The organism is Thermodesulfobacteriota bacterium, assembly GCA_040756475.1.
GTDB lineage: Bacteria > Desulfobacterota > Deferrisomatia > Deferrisomatales > JACRMM01 > JBFLZB01.
In genome coordinates this window covers 1-26,692 of sequence record JBFLZB010000050.1, presented here as the reverse complement: position 1 = coordinate 26,692, position 26,692 = coordinate 1, and the positions used below count along the sequence as shown (strand labels likewise).

General features: G+C 69.9%; 23 protein-coding genes and 3 tRNA genes. 12 read left to right on the top strand and 14 right to left on the bottom strand.

Translation table 11 applies throughout. From position 1 onward, the window contains the following. The 3 genes from AB1578_09460 to AB1578_09450 all read left to right on the top strand — a co-directional run. The coding region (locus AB1578_09460) for a 4Fe-4S binding protein (protein MEW6488126.1) at positions 1-595 on the top strand (595 nt) is incomplete at its 5' end. Further along, complete coding sequence (gene porA, locus AB1578_09455; GenBank protein ID MEW6488125.1) at positions 592-1,752, top strand: pyruvate ferredoxin oxidoreductase; 1,161 nt, start codon at positions 592-594, stop codon at positions 1,750-1,752. The genes AB1578_09460 and porA, both read left to right, overlap by 4 nt. Before the next feature lie 41 nt (positions 1,753-1,793). Continuing rightward, positions 1,794-2,642, top strand: a complete 849-nt coding sequence (locus AB1578_09450) for a thiamine pyrophosphate-dependent enzyme (protein MEW6488124.1) — start codon at positions 1,794-1,796, stop codon at positions 2,640-2,642. A gap of 72 nt (positions 2,643-2,714) precedes the next feature. Here AB1578_09450 and AB1578_09445 read toward each other — a convergent pair whose 3' ends face one another. From AB1578_09445 to AB1578_09435, 3 genes are read right to left on the bottom strand one after another with little or no spacing between them, the layout of a single operon-like run. Then, positions 2,715-3,833 (bottom strand): hypothetical protein, encoded by a 1,119-nt coding sequence (locus AB1578_09445; GenBank protein ID MEW6488123.1) that lies wholly within the window; start codon positions 3,831-3,833, stop codon positions 2,715-2,717. After that, positions 3,833-4,291, bottom strand: a complete 459-nt coding sequence (locus AB1578_09440; GenBank protein MEW6488122.1) for a universal stress protein — start codon at positions 4,289-4,291, stop codon at positions 3,833-3,835. The genes AB1578_09445 and AB1578_09440 overlap by 1 nt, the downstream gene beginning before the upstream one ends. Positions 4,292-4,308: 17 nt before the next feature. Then, positions 4,309-4,749: a universal stress protein gene (locus AB1578_09435; protein MEW6488121.1), complete on the bottom strand. Its 441-nt coding sequence runs from the start codon at positions 4,747-4,749 to the stop codon at positions 4,309-4,311. 292 nt (positions 4,750-5,041) lie between these two features. Here AB1578_09435 and hpt point away from each other — a divergent pair, with 292 nt between their 5' ends. The 3 genes from hpt to AB1578_09420 all read left to right on the top strand — a co-directional run bounded on the left by hpt (position 5,042) and on the right by AB1578_09420 (position 6,279). Next, complete coding sequence (gene hpt, locus AB1578_09430; protein MEW6488120.1) at positions 5,042-5,572, top strand: hypoxanthine phosphoribosyltransferase; 531 nt, start codon at positions 5,042-5,044, stop codon at positions 5,570-5,572. Position 5,573: 1 nt separating this feature from the next. Next, on the top strand, positions 5,574-5,696 hold the full coding sequence (locus AB1578_09425) for an RCKP-type rubredoxin-like domain-containing protein (GenBank protein MEW6488119.1): 123 nt from the start codon (positions 5,574-5,576) through the stop codon (positions 5,694-5,696). A 421-nt stretch (positions 5,697-6,117) separates the two neighbouring features. Then, on the top strand, positions 6,118-6,279 hold the full coding sequence (locus tag AB1578_09420; GenBank protein ID MEW6488118.1) for a hypothetical protein: 162 nt from the start codon (positions 6,118-6,120) through the stop codon (positions 6,277-6,279). A gap of 201 nt (positions 6,280-6,480) precedes the next feature. Here the strand turns inward: AB1578_09420 and AB1578_09415 are convergent, their stop codons facing one another. The 10 genes from AB1578_09415 to AB1578_09370 form a co-directional block, all read right to left on the bottom strand. Further along, the gene (locus AB1578_09415) at positions 6,481-7,848 is read right to left on the bottom strand and encodes a sigma-54 dependent transcriptional regulator (GenBank protein ID MEW6488117.1); all 1,368 of its coding nucleotides are present in this window, start codon (positions 7,846-7,848) and stop codon (positions 6,481-6,483) included. 5 nt (positions 7,849-7,853) lie between these two features. After that, positions 7,854-9,425 (bottom strand): ATP-binding protein, encoded by a 1,572-nt coding sequence (locus AB1578_09410; GenBank protein ID MEW6488116.1) that lies wholly within the window; start codon positions 9,423-9,425, stop codon positions 7,854-7,856. Between the two features lie 10 nt (positions 9,426-9,435). Further along, entirely contained in the window at positions 9,436-10,650 is a 1,215-nt protein-coding gene (locus AB1578_09405; protein MEW6488115.1) for a type II secretion system F family protein, read from the bottom strand. Between the two features lie 77 nt (positions 10,651-10,727). Beyond that, the gene (locus AB1578_09400) at positions 10,728-11,837 is read right to left on the bottom strand and encodes a type IV pilus twitching motility protein PilT (GenBank protein ID MEW6488114.1); all 1,110 of its coding nucleotides are present in this window, start codon (positions 11,835-11,837) and stop codon (positions 10,728-10,730) included. Positions 11,838-11,883: 46 nt separating this feature from the next. Beyond that, positions 11,884-13,578, bottom strand: a complete 1,695-nt coding sequence (gene pilB, locus AB1578_09395) for a type IV-A pilus assembly ATPase PilB (GenBank protein ID MEW6488113.1) — start codon at positions 13,576-13,578, stop codon at positions 11,884-11,886. Between the two features lie 58 nt (positions 13,579-13,636). Further along, positions 13,637-14,506, bottom strand: a complete 870-nt coding sequence (aroE, locus tag AB1578_09390; protein MEW6488112.1) for a shikimate dehydrogenase — start codon at positions 14,504-14,506, stop codon at positions 13,637-13,639. Further along, a complete protein-coding gene (locus tag AB1578_09385) occupies positions 14,503-15,477 on the bottom strand; it encodes a bifunctional riboflavin kinase/FAD synthetase (GenBank protein ID MEW6488111.1) in 975 nt (324 codons plus the stop codon). The genes aroE and AB1578_09385 overlap by 4 nt, the downstream gene beginning before the upstream one ends. A 130-nt stretch (positions 15,478-15,607) precedes the next feature. Beyond that, a tRNA-His gene (locus tag AB1578_09380) sits at positions 15,608-15,682 on the bottom strand. A 19-nt stretch (positions 15,683-15,701) separates the two neighbouring features. Continuing rightward, positions 15,702-15,778: transfer RNA gene (locus AB1578_09375), tRNA-Arg, on the bottom strand. Positions 15,779-15,797: 19 nt separating this feature from the next. Then, a tRNA-Pro gene (locus AB1578_09370) sits at positions 15,798-15,874 on the bottom strand. A gap of 578 nt (positions 15,875-16,452) precedes the next feature. On the opposite strand from AB1578_09370, the gene AB1578_09365 reads away from it, so the two are divergent. The 5 genes from AB1578_09365 (at position 16,453) to AB1578_09345 (ending at position 25,052) form a co-directional block, all read left to right on the top strand. Then, positions 16,453-16,995 (top strand): tetratricopeptide repeat protein, encoded by a 543-nt coding sequence (locus AB1578_09365; protein ID MEW6488110.1) that lies wholly within the window; start codon positions 16,453-16,455, stop codon positions 16,993-16,995. 200 nt (positions 16,996-17,195) lie between these two features. After that, positions 17,196-18,575, top strand: coding sequence for a multiheme c-type cytochrome (locus tag AB1578_09360; protein MEW6488109.1), 1,380 nt, complete (start codon positions 17,196-17,198; stop codon positions 18,573-18,575). Positions 18,576-18,598: 23 nt separating this feature from the next. After that, the gene (locus tag AB1578_09355) at positions 18,599-19,519 is read left to right on the top strand and encodes a phosphatidylglycerol lysyltransferase domain-containing protein (GenBank protein ID MEW6488108.1); all 921 of its coding nucleotides are present in this window, start codon (positions 18,599-18,601) and stop codon (positions 19,517-19,519) included. Between the two features lie 300 nt (positions 19,520-19,819). After that, complete coding sequence (locus AB1578_09350) at positions 19,820-20,974, top strand: response regulator (GenBank protein ID MEW6488107.1); 1,155 nt, start codon at positions 19,820-19,822, stop codon at positions 20,972-20,974. A gap of 97 nt (positions 20,975-21,071) precedes the next feature. Further along, the gene (locus tag AB1578_09345) at positions 21,072-25,052 is read left to right on the top strand and encodes a GAF domain-containing protein (GenBank protein MEW6488106.1); all 3,981 of its coding nucleotides are present in this window, start codon (positions 21,072-21,074) and stop codon (positions 25,050-25,052) included. Positions 25,053-25,174: 122 nt separating this feature from the next. On the opposite strand, the gene AB1578_09340 is transcribed toward AB1578_09345, so the two are convergent. Beyond that, complete coding sequence (locus tag AB1578_09340) at positions 25,175-25,903, bottom strand: creatininase family protein (protein ID MEW6488105.1); 729 nt, start codon at positions 25,901-25,903, stop codon at positions 25,175-25,177. A gap of 113 nt (positions 25,904-26,016) precedes the next feature. On the opposite strand from AB1578_09340, the gene AB1578_09335 reads away from it, so the two are divergent. After that, positions 26,017-26,692 (top strand): nitrilase-related carbon-nitrogen hydrolase (locus AB1578_09335; protein ID MEW6488104.1); only part of this gene is annotated, 676 nt, incomplete at its 3' end.

Genomic DNA, 26,692 nt, shown 5'->3' with positions numbered 1-26,692 from the left:
GGCGGGCCTTCACCTGCGGCGCGTCGCGCCTCGGGGGGAGTGGGCGGCCCGGCCCCCGGTCTTCCTGGGGGGCGACCTGGTGAACGAGCGAAAGGCGGTGGTCACCGCCATCGCCTCGGGCAAGGAGGCTGCGGTGGTCCTGGACGCCCACCTGCGGGGCCGGGAGCCGGCCGCGGCCTGGCCGGCCGTCCGGGTGGGCCGCAAGGGGGCGATCTCGCTCAACCGCTTCGGCGGCGGGGACCGCACCCTCCAGCAAGACCACGTGGTGCGCTTCGAGGAGCTCAACACCATCTACTTCCAGTACGGGGAGCGCCGGGAGCGCCCCCGCATCACCCTGGAGGAGCGGCGCACGGGCTTCGACGAAGTAAAGATGCGCATCTCGGGCTCCATGGCCATGAAAGAGGCCGAGCGCTGCTTCCACTGCGGGCTGTGCGACCACTGCGACAACTGCTACCTCTTTTGCCCCGACGTCTCGGTGCTGCGCGACCTGCGGGCCGGGAGCCGGGAGATCGACTACGACTACTGCAAGGGGTGCGGCGTGTGCGTGGTGGAATGCCCCCGCAACGCCATGGTGCTGGAGGAGGAGCCCCGATGAGGCGGGTCCTCGAGGGCAGCCACGCGGTGAGTTGCGCCGTGGACCTCGCCCGGGTCCAGGTGATCAGCGCCTACCCCATCACCCCCCAGACCCACATCGTGGAGCGGCTGGCCGAGCTCGTGGCCGATGGCGTGCTCGACGCCAAGTACGTCCGGGTGGAGAGCGAGCACTCGGCCTTGGCCGCGGTGATCGGCGCGGCCTCGGCGGGCGCTCGCACCTTTACCGCCAGCTCGAGCCACGGCCTGGCCCTGATGCACGAGATGCTCCACTGGGCGGCGGGTGCCCGGCTCCCGGTGGTCATGGCCGAGGTGAACCGGGCCCTGGGGCCCGGGTGGAACATCTGGGCCGACCAGACCGACAGCCTGGCCCAGCGGGACACGGGCTGGATGCAGGTCTACTGCGAGGACGTGCAGGAGGTGCTCGACTCGATCCTCCTGGCCTACAAGCTCGCCGAGCAGGTGAGCCTGCCCATGATGGTGGCGCTCGACGCCTTCTTCCTGTCCCACACCTATGAGCCCGTAGACGTGCCCGATCAGCAGGCGGTGGACGCCTTCCTGCCGCCCTGGACGCCCACGGAGATCCTGGATACCCGGGATCCCCGGGCCTTCCACCAGCTGGCGAGCCCGGACTACTACATGGAGTTCCGGTACAAGATGCAGCAGGCCATGGAGGAGGCCCTGCGGCTGTACCCCGCCCTCGACGCCGAGTACGGGGGCCGGTTCGGGCGCTCCTATCCCATGGTCCAGCTCGTACCCTTCCGCGAGGGGGCGCGGGCCCCCCTGGCGCTGGTCACCACGGGCTCGGTGACCGGTACGGCTCGGGTGGCCCAGGAGGAGCTGGGGCGCAGAGGAACCCCCGTGGACCTCGTGAAGCTGCGCCTCTTCCGCCCGTTCCCCCAGGCGGAGGTCCGCCGGGTGCTCGAGCCCTACGAGCGGGTGGCGGTGATCGACCGCAACCTCTCCTTCGGCTACGGGGGCATCTTCGCCCAGGAGATCCAAGCAGCCCTGGCGCGCCTGGAACGGCGCCCGGCGGTCTACCCCTTCGTGGCGGGCCTGGGCGGGCGCGACATCACCCCCCAGACCATCTCCGCGGTGGTGGAGCGGTCCCTCGGGGAGGCTCCCCCGGAGGATCTCCTGTGGGCGGGGCTGAAGGAATAGAAGGAGCGATCGTGTCCATCGAGCTGCCGGCAAGCGAACGGATGGTCTCGGGGCACCTGGCGTGCCCGGGGTGCGGGGCCGCCATCGCCATGCGCTTCCTTCTCAAGGGTCTGAACGAAAAGGCCGTGGTGGCCCTGCCGGCCTGCTGCTGGTCCATCATCGCGGGCCCCTTCCCCTACTCGGCGCTCCGGGTGCCGATCCTCCACACCGCCTTCGAGACCGGGGGGGCCGTGGCCAGCGGCATCCGGGCCGCCCTGGACGCCCGGGGCGAGACCGAGACCCAGGTGGTCACCTGGGCCGGGGACGGCGGCACCTTCGACATCGGGCTCCAGGCCCTCTCCGGAGCCGCGGAGCGCAACGAGGACCTCCTGTACGTCTGCTACGACAACGAGGCCTACATGAATACGGGGGTCCAGGCCTCGGGGGCGACGCCTCCCGGTGCGTGGACCACCACCACCCCCACCGGCAGCCCCAAGCGCACCCGCAAGAAGGACATCATGCAGATCCTGGCGGCGCACCGGATTCCCTACGCCGCCACGGCCTCCATCGCCTACCCCGAAGACCTGGTGCGCAAGGTCCAGAAGGCCGTCGCCCTCCACGGAACCAAGTTCCTGCACATCTACGCCACCTGCCCCACGGGCTGGAAGGTAGCAAGCGAGGTCAGCGTGCGGCTGGCGCGCCTGGCGGTGCAGACCCGGATCTTCCCCCTCTACGAGGTGGAGGACGGGGAGCGCTACACCATCAACCTGGAGCCGGTGGGGTACCTGGTGGACGCCTACTTCGAGGCCCAGGGGCGGTTCCGGCACCTGGGCCGGGAGGACCTGGACCGGATCCAGGGGCAGGTGGACCGGGACTGGGACCGCCTCAAAGCCCTGGCCCGCCTGGGGTAGGTCCCACCCCGTTCATCGCTATCGCTATCGGTATCGAAATCGATTTGGACCCGATACCGATCCAGATGAAATCTACGGGCGGGAGAGCTCCGCCGCCAGGGGGGCGGCGCGGCGCACCTCGTCGAAGATGAGGGCCGAGCTCATGGTGGCGCTCGTCACCGCGTCCACGTCGGGGTCGAACTGGAGGTCTGCGAGCCGTCGGCCCTCCAGGGCGCGGACGGTCCGGGCCACGTCGGCCTCGCTCCAGAGCTCGTTTCCGTACTTGGTTACGTGGATGGGCTCGAACCCCCGGGCGGTGCCCCGAGCGTCGAAGGCAAAGAAGAAGTGGACCGCGTGGCAGATGTCGCACACGGGGTCCCGACTCCCGACGCGGCCGTAGAGCCCGGTGGGAGTCCCGTCCGGGGCCCGGGCCTCGAAGACCCGGGTTCCGTCCGCCAGGGTGCGGACGGCCACCTCCACGCTCCGGCCGCTCACCCGGGTGAGAAAGGCGCGGGCGCGCTCGAGTTCCTCGGCAGAGGAGAGGTAGGACCGCAGGCGCTGGCTGTCCCGGAGCGGCCCCGGTGCGGCGGCGGCAAAGCCGGCCCGACCCGCCAGCAGCACGCGCACCCGGGCCATGAGCTCCACGTCGCCCTGGAGCCCCAGGTGGTGGTCGGCGAGCAGCCAGCCTTCCCCCCGGCGGAGCAGGAAGGCGGTAAAGGGGGTCCCCCCCGGGTCTCCCAGCTCCCGGAGGCGGTCGAAGGTGGGGTCGGGGGCGAGGGGGTAGCCCGCCCCGAACTCCCGGCGAAAGCTCGCGAGATCCCGGAGTCGGTTGCCGACGCCCACCGCCAGCACTCCCACGCGGCCCGCCAGGTCGCCGGAGCGCACCACCCCCCAGAAGGAATCCAGGTAGCGGGCCTGGCGCTGGCAGGTGAGGCAGTACCGGTTGAAAAACTCCAGGACGAGGAGCTCTCCCGGCACCTCGGAAAGGCGGAAGGGACCTTCGCCGCGAGGCAGCCCGAGGGCGGAATAGTCCTCGGGGGCCAGGAGGACCTCGAAGGCCATGTCGGGAACGAGCTCGCCCGGCTGCACCGCGAGGGACGCGCTGCTCCCGGCCGCCGCCGCGGGCAGCGCCGCCAGGACCAGGAGCCCCAAGGTCAGGAGGACCATGCCCGAGCGCCCTTTGGGCGTCCCGGGGCGGGAAGCGGTCGGCATCAGCTCGCCTCCTCCGCCAGGGGAACCGCCACCACCGGTACGGGGGAGCGGCGCAGCACCCGCTCGGCCGTGCTCCCGAACAGGGCGCGGTCCAGCCCCCTGCGCCCGTGGGTGCCCATGACCACGAGGTCGGCTCCGATCTCCTTCGCCGCAGCCAGGATCTTCTCCCAGGGCTCTCCGCGGGTGACGCGCAGTTCGAGCTCCGGGACGTCCCCCAGGTGCTTTCGCCCATAGGCCTCCAGCCGGCCGCGGGCCCGATCCTCCAGATCGGGAATCAACTCGTCGTAGGAGATGCGGGGCAGGTTGAGGCCCCGGAGCCCCTCGGCTTCCTCGACCACCAGGAGTACGGTGACCCGCGCGCCGAAGCACCGGGCCATGGCCGAGGCGTACTGCGAAACCCGGTCGCTGGCGGGGCTCAAGTCCAGGGGCACGAGGATGTTGCGGATGTGCACGGGCATGGCTTCCTCCCTCTCGTCTAAACGTCTCCCTTGACGACCATCACGGGCTGGCGGCAGGTGCGCAGGACCTTCTCCGCCACGCTTCCAAACACCGCCCGCTCGAAGCCCGAGCGGCCGTGGCTGGCAATCAGGATCACCGCGGCGCCGACCTCGTCGGCATACTGACACACGACCCGGGCGGGGTTGCCGTACCGCACGGCCTTCACCAGCAGGGCATCCCCCAGGCTCTCACCCCTCAAGTAGGTCTCGAAGGCCCTCTCGGCCCACCGCCCCGCCTGGGACTCGATCTCACCCCGCTCGGGCAGGGAGATGTGGAACGCGCTGTGCACCTCGTACTCGGGGATGACGTGCAGGAGGTGGATCTCCAGGGGGCTCTTGCGGGCCATGACCAGCGCCGCCCGCAGGGCATGCTTGGACATGGGCGAGAAGTCCACCGGCACCAGAACCCTGTCGAGCATGTCGCTTCCTCCGCCCGGGCTCACCCGGCCCCTCCAGAATCCCAAACCTTTGGGGGGCCACGATCCTCCGCCCGGGCAAAAGGCGGGGTCCGGGAGTCCTTGCGCTCCGCCGGACCTGCCCCTTCGAATCGTCGCGGATCGTACGGCGCAGCGTAGGGGCTCCCGGACCCCGCTTACCACCCACGCGGTGGATCGAGGGCCGACGGGTCCCTGGCATCCGCCGAGGGCCTATGGTAAAAGTTCGGCGACCCAGGGTAGCCCATCGGCCGCGCGTGTCAACGAGGAGCAGGCGGTGAAGGTCGTCTATTCGGAAGAGCAGATCCGCGAAGTCGTCGTCCGCCTGGCGGAGGCCATCAACCTGGACTTCGCGGGCCAGCACGTGCACCTGATCGGCGTGCTCAAGGGCTCGTTCCTCTTCCTCGCCGATCTGGTGCGGCATCTGCGCGTTCCCTGCTCGGTGGATTTCGTGCGGCTGTCCTCCTACGGGGCGGGCACGTCGTCCTCCGGGTCGGTGCGCGAGCTCCTGTCGCTCTCGGACCCGGTGGCCGGGCGGCACGTGATCGTGGTCGAGGAGATCGTCGACTCGGGACGCACCCTGGCCAAACTCCTCAAGGACCTGGAGGCCGCCGACGCCGCCAGCGTCCGGGTGTGCGCCCTGGTGGACAAGACGGGCCGCCGGGAGGCGGAAGTTCCCGTGCACTATCGGGGGTTCGGCCTGGAATCGGGCTTCCTCGTGGGGTACGGCCTGGATCTGGACGAACGGTACCGCAATCTGCCCGCGATCTGCCTCGCGGAAGAACTCTCGGCGGAAGAGGAGGCGTAGCATGGCGACCTGGACGTGCCCCGACTGCGGCCTCGAAAAGGAAGGCCGCTGCAAGCCCAAGAAGTGCCCCACCTGCGGCAAGCCGGTGGAGTTTTGCAAGAAGGACGAGGCCAAGAAGAAGTAGGCGTTCCGGCGCCGGGGAGGAAAGCCGTGTTTCCCGGGAAGCTTTGCGTACCGGGACCGGGTGGCGGCCCTCCTGGTCCAGGGCTGACGGAATCTTCCCCGGGCGGCACCGGGCGAGATCCGGGTCGGTGGGCGCCTGCCCCCGGGGGACGACACGGGAGCCGCAAGAAAAGTGTATGCGATGAATTCAAGTAGTTGGGGCAGACGGCCGAAGTAGGGTATAGTAGGTGCGTTGGTCGCCTTGGGCTTCCCCTCCCTGCACGGAAACCGCAAAGAGCTCGCAGCTCCCTTACCAGCAGTGACCCGCGCCGGTTGAAACCCGGAGGCGTCTTCCCGTATCCAACAACCCAAAGGCCGACTCGTGCCGAACGTGGCCGAGCGGTGAGCGCACACCCCCCTTTCGAAGGAGAAGTCTGCTCCACATGCAAGATCGATCGTATCATCTGCGCACCCCCCAGCCGGCCACCCCGCGCCCCGCCGTGATCCGACGGCGAGAGTCCCAGGAGCCCCAGCCCGCTGCCATGGAGAAGAAGCTCCAGGCCGACATCGCCGCCTGGCTCCGCGAGCGCCGCAGCTCCCGCTAGAGGTCCTCGAGGACCTGGAACCTGCAACGGTCCATCACGTCTGGGTCGACATCAAAATCGACCTCGACCTCGACTTCGATCGCGATTTCGATTTCGATCGGTCGGGAAGGGAAGAAGTGCGCCACGCCTCGGCGGTCCGAGGCGTAGCCTCGTTGGCAGCCCTCGGCCCCTCCTCCGGACCAGGCGGGGGGACGGGAGGGCTCAGCCCCCCATCCCCAACCGGTCCAACCGGTACCGCAGGGACCGGAAGGTGACCCCCAGGAGCCGGGCCGCCTCGGTCTTGTTGCCGCTGGTGTGCCGAAGGGCCTCGGCGAGGTAGGCCCGCTCCAGGGCGGCGAGGGTGGCTTCCAGGTCGATCCCGGCAGCGGAGAGGGCCGGAGCGGGGGCCACGGCGGGCGGCACCGCGCACCCGAGCTGGGGAGGGAGGCTCGCGCAGGTCAGATACTCCCCGGTTTCCAGGGCGACCGCCCGCTCCACCAGGTTTTCCAGCTCCCGCACGTTGCCGGGGAAGTCGTGGGCCTCGCAGCGCTCGAGCACGTCGCGGGTAAAGCCCTTTACGGATCTGCCGAAAGCCTGGGCGTACTTCCGGAGAAAGTGGTGGGCCAGCAGGGGGATGTCTTCCCGGCGCTCCCGCAGGGGGGGGATCTCCAGGGCGACCACGTTGAGCCGGTAGTAGAGGTCCTCCCGAAACCGGCCCGCCTCCACCTCGCGGCGCAGATCCTTGTTCGTGGCGGAGACGATCCGCACCTCCACGGCGACCTCGCGGTTTCCGCCCACCCGCTTCACCTTGCCCTCCTGGAGAACCCGCAAGAGCTTGGGCTGGAGGGTGAGGGGGAGCTCGCCCACCTCGTCCAGGAAGAGCGTGCCTCCGCCCGCCTCTTCGAAGAGACCCGGCTTGTCGGAAACCGCACCCGTGAAGCTCCCCTTCACGTGGCCGAAGAGCTCGCTCTCGATGAGGCCCTCGGGAATGGCCGAGCAGTTCACCGCCACGAAGGGGCCCCTTCGCCCCGAGAGGGCGTGGAGGCGGCGGGCAACCAGCTCTTTGCCGGTCCCGCTCTCCCCGTGGACCAGCACCGTCACCCCCGTGGGAGCCACCCGCTCCAGGAGGCGGAAGACCTCCTGCATCCCGGGGCTTCGCCCCAGGATCTCCTCGCCGGCCTCCACCGCCTCGAGCTTGCGCCGCAGCTCCCGGTTCTCCCGGGCGAGCGCGGCCTTCTCCAGGGCCTTCTGGACCGTGATCGTGATCTCGTCGACCTTGAAGGGCTTGGTGAGGTAGTCGTAGGCGCCCTGCTTCATGGCTTCCACCGCCGTCTCGGCGGTGCCGAAGGCGGTGATGACCACGACCTCGGTCTCGGGGCGCGCTCCTTTGCAGGCGGTCAGCACGTCGATCCCCGAACCGCCGGGAAGCTTGAGGTCGGTGACCACGAGCTCGTACTCGCCCTCCTCCAGGGCTGCCCGGGCCGAAGAAAGGTCCGCGCGGGTGTCGACCCGGTGGCCCTGCTTGCGCAGCAGGATCTCGAGAAACTCCCGCATGCTGCGCTCGTCGTCTACGACCAGGATACGTGCCATCTTCCTCAGCTCGCCGGAAACGTCAGGCGGAACGCCGCACCGGGGGCGTGCCCCGACTCCAGGGCCACGGTGCCCCCGTGATTCTCCACGATCCGGTGGACCGTGGCGAGCCCCAACCCGGTACCGCCCTCCCGTCCCGTGAAGAAGGGCTCGAAGATGCGGGAGGCGATCTCCCCGGGGATGCCGGGACCGTCGTCTTCCACGGTCACCGTGACGCTGGCTTCGGCCCGGACGGCGCCGACCCTCACCGTCACCCCTTCCGGCGCCGCCTCCACGCTGTTGCGGAAGAGGTTCAGGAGCACCTGCTCCACCTGCGCCCGGTCGGCCACCAAGGCCAGGTCCTCGGGGACGTGGTTCTCCAGGCAAAACCCGCCTCGTCCCTCCCCCTGGGAGAAGAAGAACCCCGTGTCGGCCACCAGCTCGCGCAGGGAAAAGGGCTCCCGTTCACCCCTGCCCGGACGGGCGTAGTGCAGGAAGTTCGTGACCAGGCGGTTGAGGCGCTCGGTCTCCCGGAGCACGATTTCCAGCAGGTGGGCGTCCTCGGGGTCGGGGGGGGCGCTGTGGCGCAACACCTCCACCGAGCCCGACAGGCTTGCCAGGGGGTTTCGGATCTCGTGGGCGAGACCTGCCGCCAGGCGCCCCACGGCGGCCAGGCGGTCGGTGCGCCGCAGGTCTTCCTCGAGACGTTTGACCTGGGTGAGATCCTGGAAGATCAGGATGCTGCCCCGGCGCGTGCCGCCCCGGTCGAAGAGGGGAGCGACGGAATAGCCCAGCACCAGCTGCCCCCCCGGCAGGAGGACCTCCTGGCGGGGCGCGCCGTCGAGGTCGAAGACCCCCGCCATGTCCATGCCCTGCCCGATGCGGATTCCCGCGCGGGAAAGAAGTTCCTCCGCCGCTCGGTTGTGGAACATCTCCCGTCCCCTGGGGTCCAGGGCCACCAGCCCCGACCCCAGGCTGAGCAGGATCGAGTCCTTCAGGTGCTCCAGGTCCAGGACCTCGGCCTCGGCCACCTCCAGCCGCGCTCCCGTGCGGCGCAGCTCCTCGGCCAGGTGCCCCGAGAGCAGGGCCAGGGCATAGAACGCCACGACATGGAGCAGCAAGTGGGGAAGCGCCTTGCCCGGCGTGGCCTCCGCCAGGGCGACGTGGGGCGGGTGCAGGAGCCCGTAGACGTGCAGGTCGACCAGGAGGCCGTAGGAGAGGCTCGAGAGCGTGGCCGCCACCAGGGCGCCCCTTCGGTACAGGAGAGTTGCGCCCCCGATGATGGCCAGCGGGTAGAGGGTGGTCAGGGGGGAGAAGGTCCCCCCGGAAAAATACACCAGGGCCGTGGCATAGCCCACGTCCCACGCCGGCTGGAGCTTGACCCAGCCCTGGCCCCGGAACCCCCGGCGCAGCGCCAGCGCGGAAACGGCGGTAAAGGCAAAGGCCGCCGCCGTGAGTCCCGAGAACCACAGGTACGAGATGGGGAAGGCGGCCCGGCGGACGCCGAAGACGCCCACCAGGGCCAGGAGCGCCAGGAGAACGACGATCCGCCCCCCCAGGTACCCCTTGAGCCGCCGCTGCGGGTTGCCGGGGACCAAGGGAGGCCTCTCAGCCTCCTCCTACGGCTCCGGCCATCTGGAACACGGGCAGGTACATGGCGATGACGAGCCCGCCGATGGTGCCGCCGAGGAAGACCATGAGCAGGGGCTCCAGGGCCTGGGTGAGGGCCCCCACGGCCTCGTCCACCTCGGTATCGTAGAAGTCGGCGATCTTCGTCAACATCTGATCCAGCGCCCCGGTGGCTTCCCCCACCGCGATCATCTGCACCACCATGGGGGGAAAGACCCCGGTCTCCTTGAGGGGTTCGGCGATCGTCCGGCCTTCGCTGATGGACTCCTTGGTCTTGATGATGGCGAGTTCCACCACCCGGTTGCCCGCGGTCTTGGCCACCACGTCGAGCCCTTCGAGGATGGGCACGCCGGAGGACACGAGCGTTCCGAGGGTCCGGGTGAACTTGGCCACCGCCACCTTCCGGATGAGCGTCCCGAAAATGGGGGACCGGAGAAAGACCCGGTCGAAGAAGAGCTTGCCGCGTTCCGTCGAATACACCTTCTTGAACGCCATGCCGAGCAGGAAAAAGGCGATCACGATGAACAATACGTATTTCTGGAGAAACTCGGACAGGGCTATCACGAAGAGCGTTGCAGCCGGAAGGCTCTTGCCGACGCCCGAAAACATCTGCTGAAAGACGGGGATGACGAAGATCAGGATGATCGCCACCACGATGACCGCCACGCCCACCACTGCGGCGGGGTAGACCATGGCCCCCTTGACCTTCTTCTTGAGGTTCATGGCCTTTTCGATGTAGGCCGCGAGCCGGTTGAGAATCGTGTCGAGGATGCCGCCCACCTCTCCAGCGTGCACCAGGTTCACGTACAGACGGTCGTACACCTTCGGGTGCTTCGCGAGGGCGTCGGCAAAGGTGTTGCCCGCCTCCACGTCTTCCTTCACCTTGAGGAGCACCTCCTTGAAGGTGGAGTTCTGTTGCTGGCTCGAGAGGATCTCCAGGCACTGGACGAGCGGCAGGCCCGCGTCGATCATCGTGGCGAACTGCCGGGTGAAGACCACCAGGTCCTTGGTCGTCACCTTGGGCTTGAGGCCGGGGATCTTGATCTCGACCGCGCCGAGACTCTTCTTGATCTTGGTGGGCGCGATCTTCTGGGCCCGGAGCTGGGCGGTCACCACGGCCTCGTTGGCGGCCTCCAGGGTGCCCTTCTTCACGGCTCCGTCCCGGGTGCGGCCTTCCCACTTGTAGACCGGCATGGGCTACCTCGTGCCTTCGTTGGTGTCGGCAGCCAGCGGCGCAAGGCCGGCCGGCGGCGGGGGGTCGCGGCTGTCTCTCACATCATCCGGGGGCTCGCCCGCCGGCTCTGGAGCGCGTCGGGGATGGCCTTGGCCATCATCTGGCGCAGCTCCTCGGGGTCGGAGCTTCGGGCCGTGGCGTCGTCCAGGCTGATCATCTTCTTGGACCAGAGGTGGTACAGGGACTGGTTCATGGTCTGCATGTTGAACTTGTCCTGCCCCACCTGCATCTGGGAGTAGATCTGGTGGATCTTGTCCTCCCGGATGAGGTTGCGCACCGCGGGGGTCGGCACCAGCACCTCGATGGCCAGCGCCCGCCCGCGCCCGCTCATCTTGGGGATGAGCTGCTGGGAGAGGATTCCCTCCAGCACGAAGGAGAGCTGGGCGCGCACCTGGGGCTGCTGGTTCGAGGGGAAGACGTCGATGATGCGGTTCATGGTCTGGGCGGCCGAGTTGGTGTGGAGCGTGGCAAACGCCAGGTGGCCCGTCTCGGCCACGGTCAGGGCCGCCTCGATGGTCTCCAGGTCGCGCATCTCGCCGATGAGCACCACGTCGGGGTCCTGGCGCAGGATGTACTTGAGCGCCTTCTTGAAGCTCGCCGTGTCGGCCTGCACCTCCCGCTGGTTTACCAGGCAGCCCTTGTGGGGGTGCAGGTATTCGATGGGATCCTCGATGGTCACGATGTGCTCGCGGCGCTCGGTGTTGATCTTGTCGATCATGGCCGCGAGCGTGGTGGACTTGCCGGAGCCGGTGGGGCCCGTGACGAGCACCAGCCCGCGGGGCTTGTTGGCGATCTCGTCGGCCACCGCCGGAAGGCCCAGCTCCTCGAAGGTGAGGATCTTGAAGGGGATGGCTCGGAAGGCCCCCGCCACTGCGCCCCGCTGCATGAAGATGTTGGCGCGGAAGCGGGAGAGGTCCTTCACCCCGAAGGACAGGTCGAGCTCGTTCTCCTCCTCGAAGCGGTGCTTCTGGGCGTCGGTGAGCACCGAGTAGCACAGCCGCTTGGAGTCCGCCGGACCGAGGGCGGGCAGGTCCAGGGGCACCAGGCGGCCGTCGATGCGCACCTGGGGCGCCGAGCCCGTGGTGATGTGGAGATCCGAAGCCCCCCGCTCGATCATGGTCTTCAAGAGCTGATGCAGGCCGATCACGGCACCCTCCCAGTTCCGGCGGCCGCGGGGCGCGGCCGCGCGCAGGTCAATCCTTTACGCTGCAACGCACCACCTCGGACACGGTGGTGACACCTTCCTTGAGCTTGGTAATGCCGCTCATGCGCAGGGACTTCATCCCCTGCTGGATGGCCGCCGCCTTGAGCTCCATGGAGGAGGCCCCGCTCAGGATGAGTTCCTTGAGCTCGTCCCCGATGGGCATGACCTCGTAGAGGGCGACCCGCCCCCGATACCCGGTGTCGCTGCACTCGGCGCACCCCGTGCCCTTGTAGCAAGGGAAGGTGCCCACCTCGGCGGCGGGCACCCCGATATCGAGGAGGGCCTGGGCGGGAATCTCCACCTTCTCCTTGCAGTTGTTGCAGATCCGGCGGGCCAGTCGCTGGGCCAGGATGAGATTGGTGGACGAGGCCACCAGGAACGGCTCCACCCCCATGTTGAGGAGGCGGTTCACGGTGCTTGGGGCGTCGTTGGTGTGTAGCGTGGAGAGCACCAGGTGGCCCGTAAGAGCCGCCTTGATGGCGATCTCCGCCGTCTCGAAATCGCGGATCTCGCCCACCATGATGATGTCCGGATCCTGGCGCAGGAAGCTCCGAAGCGAAGCGGCGAAGTTCAGGCCGATCTCGTCGTGCATCTGCACCTGGTTGATGCCCATCAGGTTGAACTCCACCGGATCTTCCGCGGTGGAGATATTGGTGTCCATCGTGTTGAGCTCGGCCAGGGCGGAGTACAGAGTCGTGGTCTTGCCCGAGCCGGTCGGACCGGTGACGAGCACCATGCCGTAGGGCTTGTGGATGGCGTCCTTGAAGTCCTTGAGGGCGGGGGTCTCGAACCCGAGCTTGGTCATGTCGAGCTGCAAGTTGGATTTGTCCAGGAGCCGCAACACGATCTTCTCGCCAAAGAGCGTCGGGAGCACCGAGACGCGGAAATCCATGTCCTTGTCTTTGGAGATCTTGAGCTTGATGCGGCCGTCCTGGGGGAGCCGGCGCTCGGCGATGTCGAGGTTGGCCATGATCTTGATGCGGCTCGTCATGGCGTTCTTGAGCTTCATCGGCGGCTTCATCTCCTCGTACAGGAGACCGTCGATGCGCAGCCGAACCCGAAAGCTCTTCTCGTAGGGCTCGATGTGGATGTCGCTGGCGCCCTTCTTGATGGCGTCGGACAAGATGAGGTTCACGAGCTTCACGACCGGGGCTTCGTCGACGGCCCTCTCGAGGTCGGCGACGTTGATGTCATCGGACGAGTGCACGACTTCGAGATCGTCCAGGTCAAAGTTGCTCATCACGTCCAGCAGGGTCGCAGACGAGTCGTAGTTCTTGTCGATGGCCGCCTTGATGGCCGACGGTGCCGCTACGACCACCTCCACGTTGTACCCGGTGATGAACTTGATGTCGTCCACCGCGAACATATTTGAAGGATCCTCGACCGCCACGATCAGGGTGGAACCCACCCGGTTGATGGGCATCACCCGGTACTTCTGGACGAGGTCCTCGGGGATGAGCTTCGTGACCTCGGGATCGATGTCGAAGCTCTCCAGGTTGACGGCGGGGATTCCGTACTGCTTGGAGTGGATGTTGACGAGCTCCTGCTCCTTGAGGATGCCCAGACGCACGAGGGCCTCACCCAGCCTCCCCCCGTTCTTTCTTTGCTCGTCCTTGGCCCGCTGGAGGTCGGCCGGTGCCAGGCGGTTCTCTCGGATCAGGAGCTCCCCCAGTTTCTTCGACATGGTCACCTCGGTATGCAGCGCGGCGCCGCGGAAGGTCCACCTTCCGGCGGACGGCCGTTCAGATCTGCAGTAGTCCCCGCCTCATGGCAGCCAGGGGCGCCGGCCTGCCCGTCCACAGGGCGAACGCCAGGGCGCCCTGGTGGAGGAGCATCGCCAGGCCGGAAGCCGCCCGCAGTCCCCTGGCCCGGGCCTGCACCACCAGCTGGGTTTCGCCCCCGGCTCGATAGGCCAGGTCGAACGCCGCCGTGCCGGGGTCAAAGCGGGCCAGGTCCCAGGGCCACCGGCCCGACTCGGACAGCCCCAGGGGAGTGGCGCTCACCAGGAGCCCCTCCGGGCCGAGCCGCTGGGGAGCCGCCTCCAGAGCGACTCTTGCCACGCGCTCGGTGCCGCACCGCTGGCGCAGTTCCCGAACCAGACCCTCGGCACGCTCCTCGTTTCGGTTGGCCACGAAGATTTCTTGAGCCCCCGCCCGAACGAGCGCCACCGCCACGGCCCGGGCCGACCCACCGGCACCCAGGACGAGGCAGCGACGGCCGGCCGGGTCCATGTCCAGGCCTTCGCGAATCGCCGAGAGGAACCCGTCCACGTCGGTGTTGCACGCCCTCCATCCCGCCGCAACGGGCACCAGGGTATTCGCGGCTCCGGCAAGGGCGGCCACCGGATCGGCTTCCGCGGCTAGGGCCAGGGCCCCTTCCTTGTGGGGAACGGTCACGTTGAGACCCCCGAAGCCCAGGGCCCGGGCCCCGGCCAGGGCGGCGGGGAGCCCCTCGGCGGGCACGTCAAAGGCTGCGTAGGCGGCATCGATGCCGGCGGCGCGAAAGCCCGCATTCTGCATGGCGGGGGACAGGCTGTGGGAAACGGGGTGGCCGACGAGACCGAAGAGGCGGGTGCGGACCGAGGGGAATCCAGGGTGGGGTGTTCCCCTCATGACCCCCCGCCCTCGCTCGCGTGGTCTGGCTGGAGGCCCAGGAGGCGGCGGGTCTCCTCCACGTCCGCGGCGATCTGCCGGACCAGGTCGGCCGGCGTCCGAAAGGCGATCTCCCGGCGCAGCGCGGCCAGGGGCCGAAGCTCCAGCTCGGTGCCGTAGAGATCTCCCCCGAAGTCCAGCAGGTAGGCCTCCACGGTCGTTTCCGCGGCACCGAAGGTGGGATTGGGCCCGATGTTGAGGGCGGCCGGCCGGCAGATCTCTCCCCAGCAGGCCCAGGCGGCGTAAACCCCGGGGGGGGGCAGGCACTCCTCCCGAACCAGGACGTTGGCCGTGGGAAACCCCAGGCCCCGGCCTCGGCCCGCGCCCCGCACCACGGGCCCGTGCAAGGCATAGGGGCGCCCCAGCAGGCGCTGGGCCGCCTCGAAATCCGCCTCGGCCACGGCCTGGCGAATGCGCGTCGAGGAGACCGCCTCCCCGTCCAGCCCGAACGCCGGGAGCACCTCCAGGGCGAACCCCAGCTCCCGGCCTGCCCGGCGGAGGAACTCCACGGAACCGCGACGCCCCCTGCCGAAGGCAAAATCGGGTCCCACCCAGACCTCCACCGCCCCCAGGCTTCCCGCCAGGGTGCGCCGGGCAAACTCCTCGGGCTCCTGGCCCGCGTACTCCCGGTCGAACCGCGCCCAGACCAGGGCGTCGACCCCCTGGGAGGCGATCCGGGCCGCCCGATCTTCGAACGCGGTGAGGAGCGGGGGGCAAAAGGCCGGGTTCAAGACCCGCAGGGGGTGGGGATGGAAGGTATACACCACGGACACCGCATCGCGCTCCCGGGCTCTCTGGACCACCCGTCGCAGCAGTGCCTGGTGGCCCAGGTGTACGCCGTCGAAGTTCCCCACCGTTACAACCGAGCGCTCGAACTGCCGGGGGGCGAGTTGGGAGTGTTCGATGATCTGCATCTCTAAGGGCGGCGGCACGAGCCGCGTCGGAAGATGGACGAACCGTAACGTTAGAGGCGCGCCCGGGGGGTGTCAAGAAGCCCGAAGACAACCAACCGCTTCACGAGAGAAAAGGCCCACGGGGTCGCCCGTGGGCCTCAGCCTGGATTGGGGTGAGTGACGGGAGTCGAACCCGCAACCACCGGAGCCACAGTCCGGTGCTCTGCCATTGAGCTACACTCACCACAGAAGCGAAAACCGGCTGGCACGCCTGAGAGGACTCGAACCTCTGACCCACGGCTTAGAAGGCCGTTGCTCTGTCCAACTGAGCTACAGGCGCGTTCGACGGGGCCCAGCAGTGGTCGGGGCGAGAAGATTCGAACTTCCGACCCCCTGCGCCCAAGGCAGGTGCGCTACCAGGCTGCGCCACGCCCCGACAAGGCGCAAGAAAGTACCATAGCCACCCCTCGGAGACAAGCGCGGTGCCGCGGTGCCGCCCCAGAATCCACCACCTAGATTTGGGGCGGGGTCCGGGAGCCCCGGAGCGCAGCCCCGTACCGCATCGACCAATCCGCCACAGCCGGCGGAAACCGATGAGGCCAGGCGCACCGGTTCCGCGAGGGACCCTTCGTCCAATTGTCGCGGATTGCGGGGCGAAGCGCAGGGGCTCCCGGACCCCGCTCGCCACCCGGGCGGCGGATCCCGGGGACCCAGAATCCACCACCAAGTCTTTGGGGCGAGGTCCGGGAGGCCTGGAGCGCAGCCCCGTGCCGCCTCGACCGAACCGCGGCAGCTCGGCCGAAACCCGTGAGGCTCGGCGCGCCGGAGGAACGCCTGGGGGTCCCCGGTTACCAATTCGGGACTCGGTTACGAGCCGGGCACGCCCGTCGCCCGAGCCCGCCTCACCGACGAGAATCGTCGCGGCTCTCCTGGACGCGAACGTGGCGGCCCACCCCTTGCATTCCCTTCGGCCCGACTGGTCCTTCCGCATCGCTGGCCCCTGGAGGTACGCCCGTGCAGATTGCCCTCAACGACTTCGATCTCCTGTTCGACTCCCTCGTGGGCCAGGTCCCGGCCGAAAGCCCGGTGTCCCTTCCGTCGCCGGAGGGGACCGGTCAGGAGCAGGACGAGTGGATCGCCCGCGCCGTGGCCCTCTTCCACCGGGGAGATTACGCGCGGTGCCAATCCCTGCTCCAGAAGTGCGAAGCGCAGGGCTCCCGGGACGTCCGGGTACGCGCGTTTCTCGCAGCGAGCCGCTCCATGGGCAACGGCCGGGTGCGCGACGGGGTGGTGGCCTGTCTCGAGGCAATTCGGGGCGCCTTCTATATTCCGGACCTGTACTTCGCCCTTGGGGTGCTGCTCCTGCGGGCGGGGGATCGCGCCAAGGCCCACGCCGCGTTCCAGCGGGGACTTCGCCTGGATCCCCACCACGCCGGTCTCACGGCACGGCTGCGAGAGATGGGCGAGCGCCGCGTCCCGGTCCTGGGCTTTCTCGACCGGGCCAACCCGGCCAACCGGGTCCTGGGCCGGATGCGGGCGCAGCTCTCGGGCGGCTGAGCTTCCGGCCCCGGAGGGCCGGTGCGGTTCCCCGTCGGTCGCGTCGGCGGTTGGGAATTCATTCGATCCTCCCCTCGCTTCACGTCCCCCGTCTCACGTCTCACGTCCCCCCTGCCTGGCGAGGCTCCGCGCCTTCTGGTAGGTTGTGCGCCGCCCGGGGACCGTTTTCCCGGCCGGCCACCCCTCCCGCTGGAGCCGCCATGCCCCTGCGCGCTCTCCGAAGGACCGCCCTCGCGACGGCCCTCGCCTGTGCGGCCCCAGCCGCCGCCGAGCTCCCCTTCTACCCCAGCGCCATCAACACGGTGACGGGGTTGCCCGCAAGCCTGGACGCGTTCACTCCGGCGGACCGGTGTGCGTACTGCCATCCGCTCCAACACGAGGAGTGGTCCGGCTCGATGCACGCCAACGCCTTTGCCGATCCCCTGTATCAGGCGGCTTGGCGCGAGGCCTCCCGGGAGCTGGGGGGAGCCATGGACCGCCTCTGCGCGGGGTGCCACACCCCCGTGGGCACAGCCGCCGAGCAGGTATGGATCCGAGAGAGCGGCGAGATCGTGATCCACCCCCTGGCCCAGGAAGGGGTCACCTGCGACTTCTGCCACACGGTGGCTCGGGTCGAGATGCTCGAGCGCGGTGGGGTCCCCGGCAACGCCGGCCTCGTGCTCGATCCGGAGGGGCCCAAACGGGGGCCCTACGCCGACGCTTTCAGCACGTTCCACGAGACCGCATATTCCGATCTGCACACCCGTAGCGAGTTTTGCGGAGCGTGCCACAACGTGTTCCACCCCGTCACCGGAACGTCCATCGCCCGCACCTACGAAGAGTGGAAGGGCAGCGTCTACGCCGCAGAAGAGATCCATTGCCAGGACTGCCACATGGTGCCCCCCGAGGTCGCGGCCCAAGTGGCGGCCACCCTGGAAAAGCCCGCCCTGTCCGGGCCCTCGAGCAACTTCGGCACCAGCCGGTCGCCCTTCTTTCATCACACCTTTACCGGCGCCAACTCGGCCATTCCCGACTTCTTGAGCTACCCGCGGCACGCCGCGGACGCCGTTTCCCGCCTGCGCATCGCGGCCCGGGTCCGGGTCGAGGCACCGGCGGTCCTGGGGCCCGACAGCGAAGGAACGTTGGAGGTTCGGGTCCGCAACGTGGGCGCCGGCCACAACCTGCCCACCGGCATGACGGAGTTGCGCCAGGCGTGGCTCCACGTAACCGTCTCCGACGACGGCGACGCAGGCCGGGTGCTCTGGGAGAGCGGGGCGCTGCGCCCCGACGGGGCCCTCGACCCGGCGGCCCGGACCTACGGCGCCGAGGCAGTGGACGAGGACGGCGTCCCCACCTGGAAGCCCTGGAAGGTCGCGCGCATCGCTCGCGACAGCACGATCCCCCCCAGGGCCCAGGCCCTGGAAACCTATCGGTTCCCCGTACCGGCCGCCGCCAAGGGCCCCCTGCGGGCCCGCGCCACCTTGCGCTATCGCTCCTTCCCCCAGGACGTGGCCGACCGGTACCTGGGCCGCCCCGGGCACGTCGTGCCCGTGGTGGACATGGCGGCCGACGAGGCGGTGTTGCCCCTGCGCCGCCGCTAGCGGCCTTCGACGAGGGCCGTGGCATGGAGAGAATTCCCCGGTTTCCCGAATCCTGCGAGGTGAGCCTCGAGCTGCGCGACGAGGTGGCGCCGGTGCTGCGCCGCGCGCGGGCCGGACTCTCCGAGTTCACCTTCGCCAATCTCTTCCTCTTCCGCAAGGCGCACGACTATCGCCTGAGCCGCTGGGACTCTCTGCTCCTGGTCACGGGCAGGGGGTACGGCGGGGAGCGCTATGCGTTTCCCCCCGCGGGAGAAGGCGACACCGGGGCGGCGGCGCGTGCGCTGTGCGCGCACCTGGAGGCCCAGGGCTCCCCCGGGTCGCTCTTCCCGGTGCCGGAGGCCTGGGTGGCCCGACAGTTCTCCTCCGGCTGGGCATGCCGGGCCGATCGGGATCAGGCCGACTACGTCTACTCCCGTGACGACCTGGCCTTCCTGCCCGGGAAGAAGTTCCACAAGCGCCGAAACCGTCTGGTCAAGTTCCTGCGGGAAGAAGCCGGGAGTTATTCGTTTCGGGAGCTCGGGCCGGAGCACCTGGGCCCGTGCCTCGACCTGGCCCGAGGGTGGTGCACGATCCGCTGCTCGGCCGACAAGCCCGCCACGTTCCTGGAGACCGACGCCGCCGTCGAGGCCCTCACCCACCGCGAGGCCCTGGGGCTCCGCGGGGGGGTAATCCTCCTGGGGGCCCGGGTGGCGGCTTTCTGCCTCGGCGAGGAGCTGGACCCCGAAACCTTCGTGGTGCACTTCGAAAAAGCCGAGCCCGAGCGCGAAGGCCTCGCCCAGCTCATCAATCGGGACTTCTGCCTCCACGCCCTCGAGGGCTACCGGTACGTGAACCGGGAACAGGACCTGGGCGACCCGGGGCTGCGCCAGGCCAAGGAGAGCTACCACCCTGTCTTCCTCGCCGCCAAGTACCGGGTGACGCCCGCCGGGCCCGGCCCGGCGTAGGGCGCGCCCGAAGGGACGCCCGAATCCACCACCTCTTTTCGGGGCGGGTTCGGGGAGCCCCGCAGTGCAGCGGCGCTGCGCATCGACCGAAGCGTACCCCGCTCGCCAGGAGGGTGACGTGGTGCGCGCCGGGTCTGTCGAGGCTGGGGCCTCGAATCATCGCGGATTGCGCGGCGGAGGGTAGGGGCTCCCCGAACCCGCCCACCGTTCGGCGGGTGGATCCAGGGACCAATGCACGGTTGCCCCGAGCCGCGAGTTCGGGTCTACTGTGCCCCGTGCCTTCGCGCCACCGGGAGAGCCATGGATATCCTCATCATCGATGACGAAAAGGGCATCCGGGAGACCATGGGCACGTTCCTGGCGGAGCAGGGCCACACCGTCCGGGTTGCCTCCACGGGCGACGAAGGGCTCTGGCTCCTGGAGGACCGCCCCGCGGAGCTCGTGCTCACCGACCTCAAGATGCCCGGCATCTCGGGCATCGACGTGCTCCGGCGGGTTCGGGAGCGTTGGCCCGGAACCGAGGTGGTTCTGGTCACGGGGTACGGCACCATGGACGACGCCGTGGACGCCCTGCGCCTGGGGGCCTACGACTTTCTCGTAAAGCCGGTGCGCCTGGCCCGGCTCGAGCTCCTCATCCGACACTGCGAGGAGCGGCTGCGCTTTTCCCGGGACAACCGCGCCCTGCGCGAGGTGGTGGAACGGCTGCGCGACCTCAACGAGCGCAAGGAGAAGTTCATTGCCCTAGCGAACCACGAGATCCGCACCCCGACCACCGTGGCAGCCGGGTTGGTGTCTCTCCTCGCCGGGAAGACCGCAGTCCTCTCCGAAGACCAGCGCCGCCTCCTGGAGTCGGCGGATCGTGCCCTGCGGCGCCTCAAGGAGGTGGTGGAGGATCTGGGGGACCTGGGCCTGAACCAGGCAGGGGGGCTCGAGCTCCACCCCACGGCCCAAACCGTGGGGGACCTGGCCCGGGGGGTGGGCGACCTGTGCCAGATGTACGGCACCTTGCGGCAGCTCTGCGTCACCTGGGCGTGCCGTGCCCCCGAAGACCTGGCGCTCCACGCCGACGTGCGCAAACTGCTGCGGGCGGTGGGGGCTCTGGTGCAGAACGCCGTCAAGTTCACCCCCGACGGGGGCCAGGTCGACGTGGAAGTGCGAACGGAAGGCCGGGATCTGGTCGTGGCCGTGGCCGATTCCGGGGTGGGTGTCCCGGAGGCCGAGCGCGAGAAGATCTTCGACCTGTTCTACGAATCGGCCGACGTACGCCACCACCGCACCTCCGGACACGAGTTCGGAGGGGGAGGCCTGGGGATCGGGTTGCCCCTGGCCCGCTCCATCGTGCGGGCCCACGGGGGCAGCCTCTCCTACGAGCCCCGCCGCGACGGGGGCAGCCTGTTTTGCGTCCGCCTCCCCCTGGAGGGCTCCGGCGGGCTCTCCCCGGGAACCCAGGCCTGACCATCCCGGGGCGCAGGGCGCTCTGCGCTCAAGATGCGCCGTCCTCTTGCCGATGCTCTGGGGGTCGGCTGTTCCTCACCCTGCCCCGGATAGACCCGTGACCTCGGAAGGCCGCGCCCCCGAGCCCCTCGCCCGATCCTGGGCAACGGTCGGCCTCGCGCTGGCCGGCCTTGCCGCCCTCGCTGCGATTGCGTGGCTCGCAGTCCAACTGCGCTTCGACGAGCGCAGCCGCACCGTGAGCAGCTGGCAGGTGCGCCTCGAGGGGCTCGCCGAAGGCCGCAAGCGCGCCGTGCAGAGCTGGCTCGCCGAGCGTCGCTCCGACGCCGAGGTTCTGGCCTGGGACCCCAACCTGGTAGACCTGTGCGCGGTGGGGACCTGTCCCAAGGGGATCGACCCCCACGCGCTTCGACAACACCTGGACAACCTGCTGCGTTTTGCGGGATTCCGGGGAGCATATCTCTTCACCCCCGGCGGCGAGCTGCTGCTCTCGGCCGAGGGGGCCGTGCCCCTCGGGTCTCGCGCCGCGGTGGCGGCCCGGCGTGCCGCACGGGAGGGGCGCTACCTCCTCCACGACCTCCACCACGCCGACGACGGCACGCCCATGGTGGGGTTTCTCGCCCCCGTCTTCGGCCGCGCCGGCGCCCCTGAGGGCCCCGAGGACGGTTCCGCGCTGGGGGTCGCGGGCCTCTACCTGGACCCGAGCGGCACCCTCTTCCCGGTGGTGGGAGGTCCGGAGCCGTGGGGCGTCACCAGCGTGGAGGTCTACCTGGTGAGGCGTACCCCCGAAGGCGCCGAGATACTCTCTCCCGTGCGCGGTTCCGCCCCCGGCCGGCTCCCCACGATTGGCTCCGAGCAGCTCGACTCCGCCGAGGTGGCCGCCCTGGAGTCGAAGGAGACGGTGGGCTGGTTCCGCGACTATCGGGGCGGCCGGGTCCTGGCGGCCGTGCGCTGGATTTCCGACGCGGGTTGGGGCCTCGTGGTGAAGGCCGACGAAGAGGAGGTCCTGGCGGCCTGGCGCCGCGCCATGGTGTGGGAAGCGGGCTTCCTGGGCGCCGCGCTCCTGTGCCTGGCCCTGGGAGCCATTGCCGCCCAGCGAACGTGGGCGGGGCGCCGCTACCGCTTGCTCCTGGAGGAGCTGCGAGATCGGGAGGAGCGGCTGCGAGCCCTGGCGCTGGGCTCCGACGACGTGGTCTTCATCAAGGACCCCGAGGGGCGGTTCGTCCTGGCCAACCCGGCCGCCGCCCGGGTGCTGGGGGTGGGCGTCGACGAGCTCCCCGGCCGGCGAAGCGCCGACCTCCTGCCCCCCCACGTGGCCGAGGTGCTCCAGGCCCACGATCAGCAGGTCCTGACCTCCGGCCGCTCCTACCACGGGGAGGAGTCGATTCCCGTAGGCGCAGAGGAACGCACCTTCCTGGCATCCCGCATCCCCCTGCACGACGGCCAGGGTCGGGTCACCGGGGTCGCCGGGATCCTGCGGGACATCACCGAGCGCAAGCGAAGCGAGCGGGCCTTGGCGCGCTGGGCCCAGACCCTGGGGGCCCTCTACCGCCTGGGCCGGAACCTGACCCTGGCGGGATCGGCGGAAGCCGCGCTCCAGTCCGTGCTCGACGGGGCCGTGGAGGCGCTGGGGGCCGAGGTGGCGGCCGTGTACCTGGCCGACGCAGCGGGAGGAGCCCTGGTCCTGGCGGACAGCCGCGGGCTCTCGCCGGAAGCCCGCGAGAAGTCCGCCCGGGTGCCCTTCGGCCACGGCCTTGCCGGGCGGGTCTTCTCCTCCGGGGAGGTCGCCCTCTTCGAGCACGACTCCTCCCCATCCGAGACGGCGCCGGAAAGCGCCTTTGCGCCGCAAGCCGCCGCGCTGGCCGCCGTGCCCCTGCGAGCCGAGGGACAGGTGCTCGGGGTTCTCACCCTCGGCTTTCACCGGCCGCGCCGTTTCCTTCCCGACGAACGAGACGCGCTCCAGGTGCTCGGCCACATGGCCGGTGTCGCGCTGGAGCGGGCTCGGGCCCGAGAGTCCCTGGAAGCCGAGGCCCGCCAGCGGCGACGGGCCGAGGCGCGGCTGCGACGTCTGCACGACGCCACCGCGGGGCTCACCGGCCAGGAGCTCTTCGCCGCCGTCGTCCGCGCCGTGCAGCAGGAGCTCGGGACCCGCTGGGCGATTCTCTCCCGGATCGAGGAAGGCGTGCGGGCCGTGCCCTTGGCCGCCCTGGACTGGGAGACCCAGGTGCACACACCCCCCTACGCCCTCGCGGGAACGCCCTGCGCCGACGTCGCCGCAACCCGCGAGCTGGTCTTCGTGCCCCAAGGGGCGGCGGCCCTGTACCCCGAGGACGCGGCCCTGGCCGAGAGGGGCGTGGAGAGCTACGCCGGAGCGCCGCTCCTCGACAGCCGGGGCCAGCCGGTGGGAGTCTTGTGCTGCCTCCACGACGAGCCCATCTCTCTGGCGGAGCACGGGCGCGACGTGCTCGGCCTGTATGCGCGCCGCGCCGGCGGCGAGGTCGAGCGCCTCTATGCGGAGCAACGCCTGGCCGAGACCCAACGGACCCTGGAAACCCTCATCCGCAACCTCCCGGGCGCCGTATACCGGTGCGGCTTCCGGCCGGAACGCCCCGTGGCGTACGTGAGTGCCGGGAGCCGAGCGGTGACCGGGCACCCTCCGGAGGTCTTCTCGGGAGCCGGCTCGCCGACGCTCACGGACCTGGTCGTGCCGGAAGACCGCCGCCGGGTCTGGCGGACCATCCAGAAGGCCGTAGCCGTAGGCCGTCCCTACGAAGTGGAGTACCGCGTTCACGACGCCGGCGGCGCGGTGCGCTGGGTGTACGACGTGGGCCGGGGGGTGGAGGACGCGGGCGCAGTACCGGGCGCCCTCGAGGGCGTGCTCTTCGATCACACCGAGCGCCGTTCCCTGGAGACCCAGCTCACCCACAGCCAGCGCATGGAGGCCCTGGGCCGGCTCGCGGGAGGGGTGGCCCACGACTTCAACAACCTCCTCACCGCCATCTCGGGCTACGCGGAAATTCTCGCCACCCGCCTGCCCGAAGGGGACCGGGAGCAGCGGGCTGCCCGGGAGATCCTGCGGGCCTCCGACCGCGCCGCCGATCTGACCCGCCAACTCCTCGCGTTCAGCCGCCGCCAGGTCGTGGAATCTCGGGTATTCGACCTGAGCGAGGCCGTGGGGGCAACGGCCCGGATGCTGGAGCGCCTCCTGGGGGACGACATCGAGTTCGTCGTGGACCTCGACCCCCTGGCAGGAACCGTGCGCGTCGATCCGGGGCAGTTGGAGCAGGTGGTCCTGAACCTCGCCGTGAACGCCCGCGACGCCATGCCCGGGGGGGGGAAGCTCACCCTGCGCACCTACCCAGCCCCCGAGCCTGCCCCCGGGCGGCTCCCCGAAGGCGGGCCGGCAGGCGCAACGGGGCCCCTTGCCGTGCTGGAGGTCCGCGACACCGGCGCCGGCATGCCCCCCGAGGTACTGGAACACATCTTCGAGCCGTTCTTCACCACGAAGGCGCCGGGCAAGGGCACGGGGCTCGGCCTCGCCAGCGTGTACGGCATCGTGCAGCAGGCCGGGGGGCGGGTGGAGGTGGTCTCCGCGCCCGGGACCGGCACGACCTTTCGGGCCTTCTGGCCGCGCTGGACCGGCGAGCCGGATCGGGAGCCGGCCCGAGAAGGCGCAGGGGTGGTGCGGGCCCGGGGGGAGACCGTCTTGCTGGTGGAAGACGAGGACGCCGTCCGGGAGGTGGCTGCCGAGCACCTGGCGTCCCGGGGTTATCGGGTGCTCTCCTGCGCGAGCGGAGCCGAGGCCCTCGAGCGGCTCGACGCCGGTGAGGCCGTGGACGTCATCGTCTCCGACGTGGTGATGCCGGGCATGAGCGGCCCCGAGCTGGTGCGGCGCGCGCGCGCCCAGCGGCCGGATCTTCCGGTCATCCTCGTCTCGGGGCACACCGGCGAGGCCCTGGCGGGCCTCGACCTGCAAGGCCCCCGCTCGGCGTTCCTCCCCAAGCCCTTCCGGCTCCTGGATCTGGAGCGCGCCCTAGACGAGGCCTTGGGCCACCAGGGGCACCCGACAGGCGATGAGTGAACCACCAAGACACGAAGACACGAAGAAATCTCACCCTTCGTGTCTTTGTGTCTTCGTGGTTCCAACCCTTCGTGCGCCCGGTGCGCTCCGCAGCAGACCCGCCGGGCGCCACTCGATCCCTGCTAGCCCGCTCGGACGCGGGCTTCCAGGGACCGGACCAGCTCGGCCATGCGGACGGCGCAGCGGGCGAGGAGTTCCTCGCCCTTGACCGCGCTGGCCTTGGAGGGATCTCCCCACACGCCCCCGGGCCAGTGGGGCCGCTTGTGCCGAGCGATGAAGGGCCGGGAGAAGCGGGGATACTCCTCGGGGCTCGTGCCCCTCACCCGGCCGGGGCCCAGGGCCAGGATCCGGCTCGTCTCGATCTCCCCCGCGTGGCCGTCGTCGGCGGTCTCCACGACGCCCCCTCGGCCGATCTCCTGGGCCCAGTGGTACTCGCACACCACCGCGACCTCGAGCTCGGCGCACGCCTCCACCAGATGCTCCCCCGCCTCCTCCAGGGCAGCCATGTGGAGCCCGCCCGCATGGCCCGACGCGACGAGGAGCCCGCGGATTCCCTGACGGTAGAGGCTTGTTCCCAGATCGAACACGAGCCGGCGAACGGTCTCCGGGGAGATGGAGAGGGTCCCCGGGTGGTCCCGGGTGCTGCGGCAGTACCCGTAGTGCACCGGCGGGCAAAGGAACGCGGGAGCGAGTTCCGCGGCGCGGCGGGCCACCTCCCACACCTGGTAGGTGTCGGTGGAGAGCGGCAGGTGGAGCCCGTGCTCCTCCACGCTCCCCACGGGGAGGATCGCCGTGCGGGTGCGGGTGAGACCGGCCTCGAACTCGGCCATGGTGATATCGGCAACGATCACCGGTGCCTCCTGTGGGGTTCGGGGGGTGCAGGGCTTGACTTGCCGCAGCGCAACCAGTACGTTTATCGATCCTTTTTCGGGCCGGGCCCGGTCCCAGCGGGTATGAGGAAGCCATGGTCACGGTGGCCGCCATCCAGGTCTCCGCCTCGGACGACGTGGAGCGCAATTGGCGCAAGGCGGCCCAGTACCTGGAGGCGGCGGCGGCACGGGGCGCGCGCATCGCCTGTCTGCCCGAACTGTTCTGCCTGCCGTGGTTCCCCCGCGACCGCGCCGACGCGGCGGCTCTCGCCCAGCCGGCCGACGGCCCCCTGGGACAGGCCGTCTCGGCGCTGGCTGCCCGCTGCGGGATCGCGCTGGTGTGCCCTTTCTTCGAGCGGGCGTCCGACGGTGTGTACCACAACGCGGCCCTCGTCGTCGATGCACAGGGGCGTTCGGCGGGCCTGTATCGCAAGGTGCACCTGCCCCAGCTCGCCCACTGGGAGGAAAAGCACCACTTTGCACCGGGGGATCTGGGGTTCCCGATCTTCACCCTGGAAGGGCTTCGGGTGGGGGTGCAACTGGGGTGGGACAACTTCTTCCCGGAGGGATTCCGGTGCCTGGCCCTGGGAGGGGCCCAGGTCGTCTTTCTTCCGAGCGCCGCCGCCTTCGCGAGCCAGCAGCGCTGGCTCGCGCTCGCCGTGAGCCACGCGGTCGCCAACGGCCTATACGTGGTTCGGGTGAACCGGGTGGGGAGCGAACGAGGGCTGGACTTCTACGGCGAGAGCTTCGTCGTGCGCCCCGATGGGGATC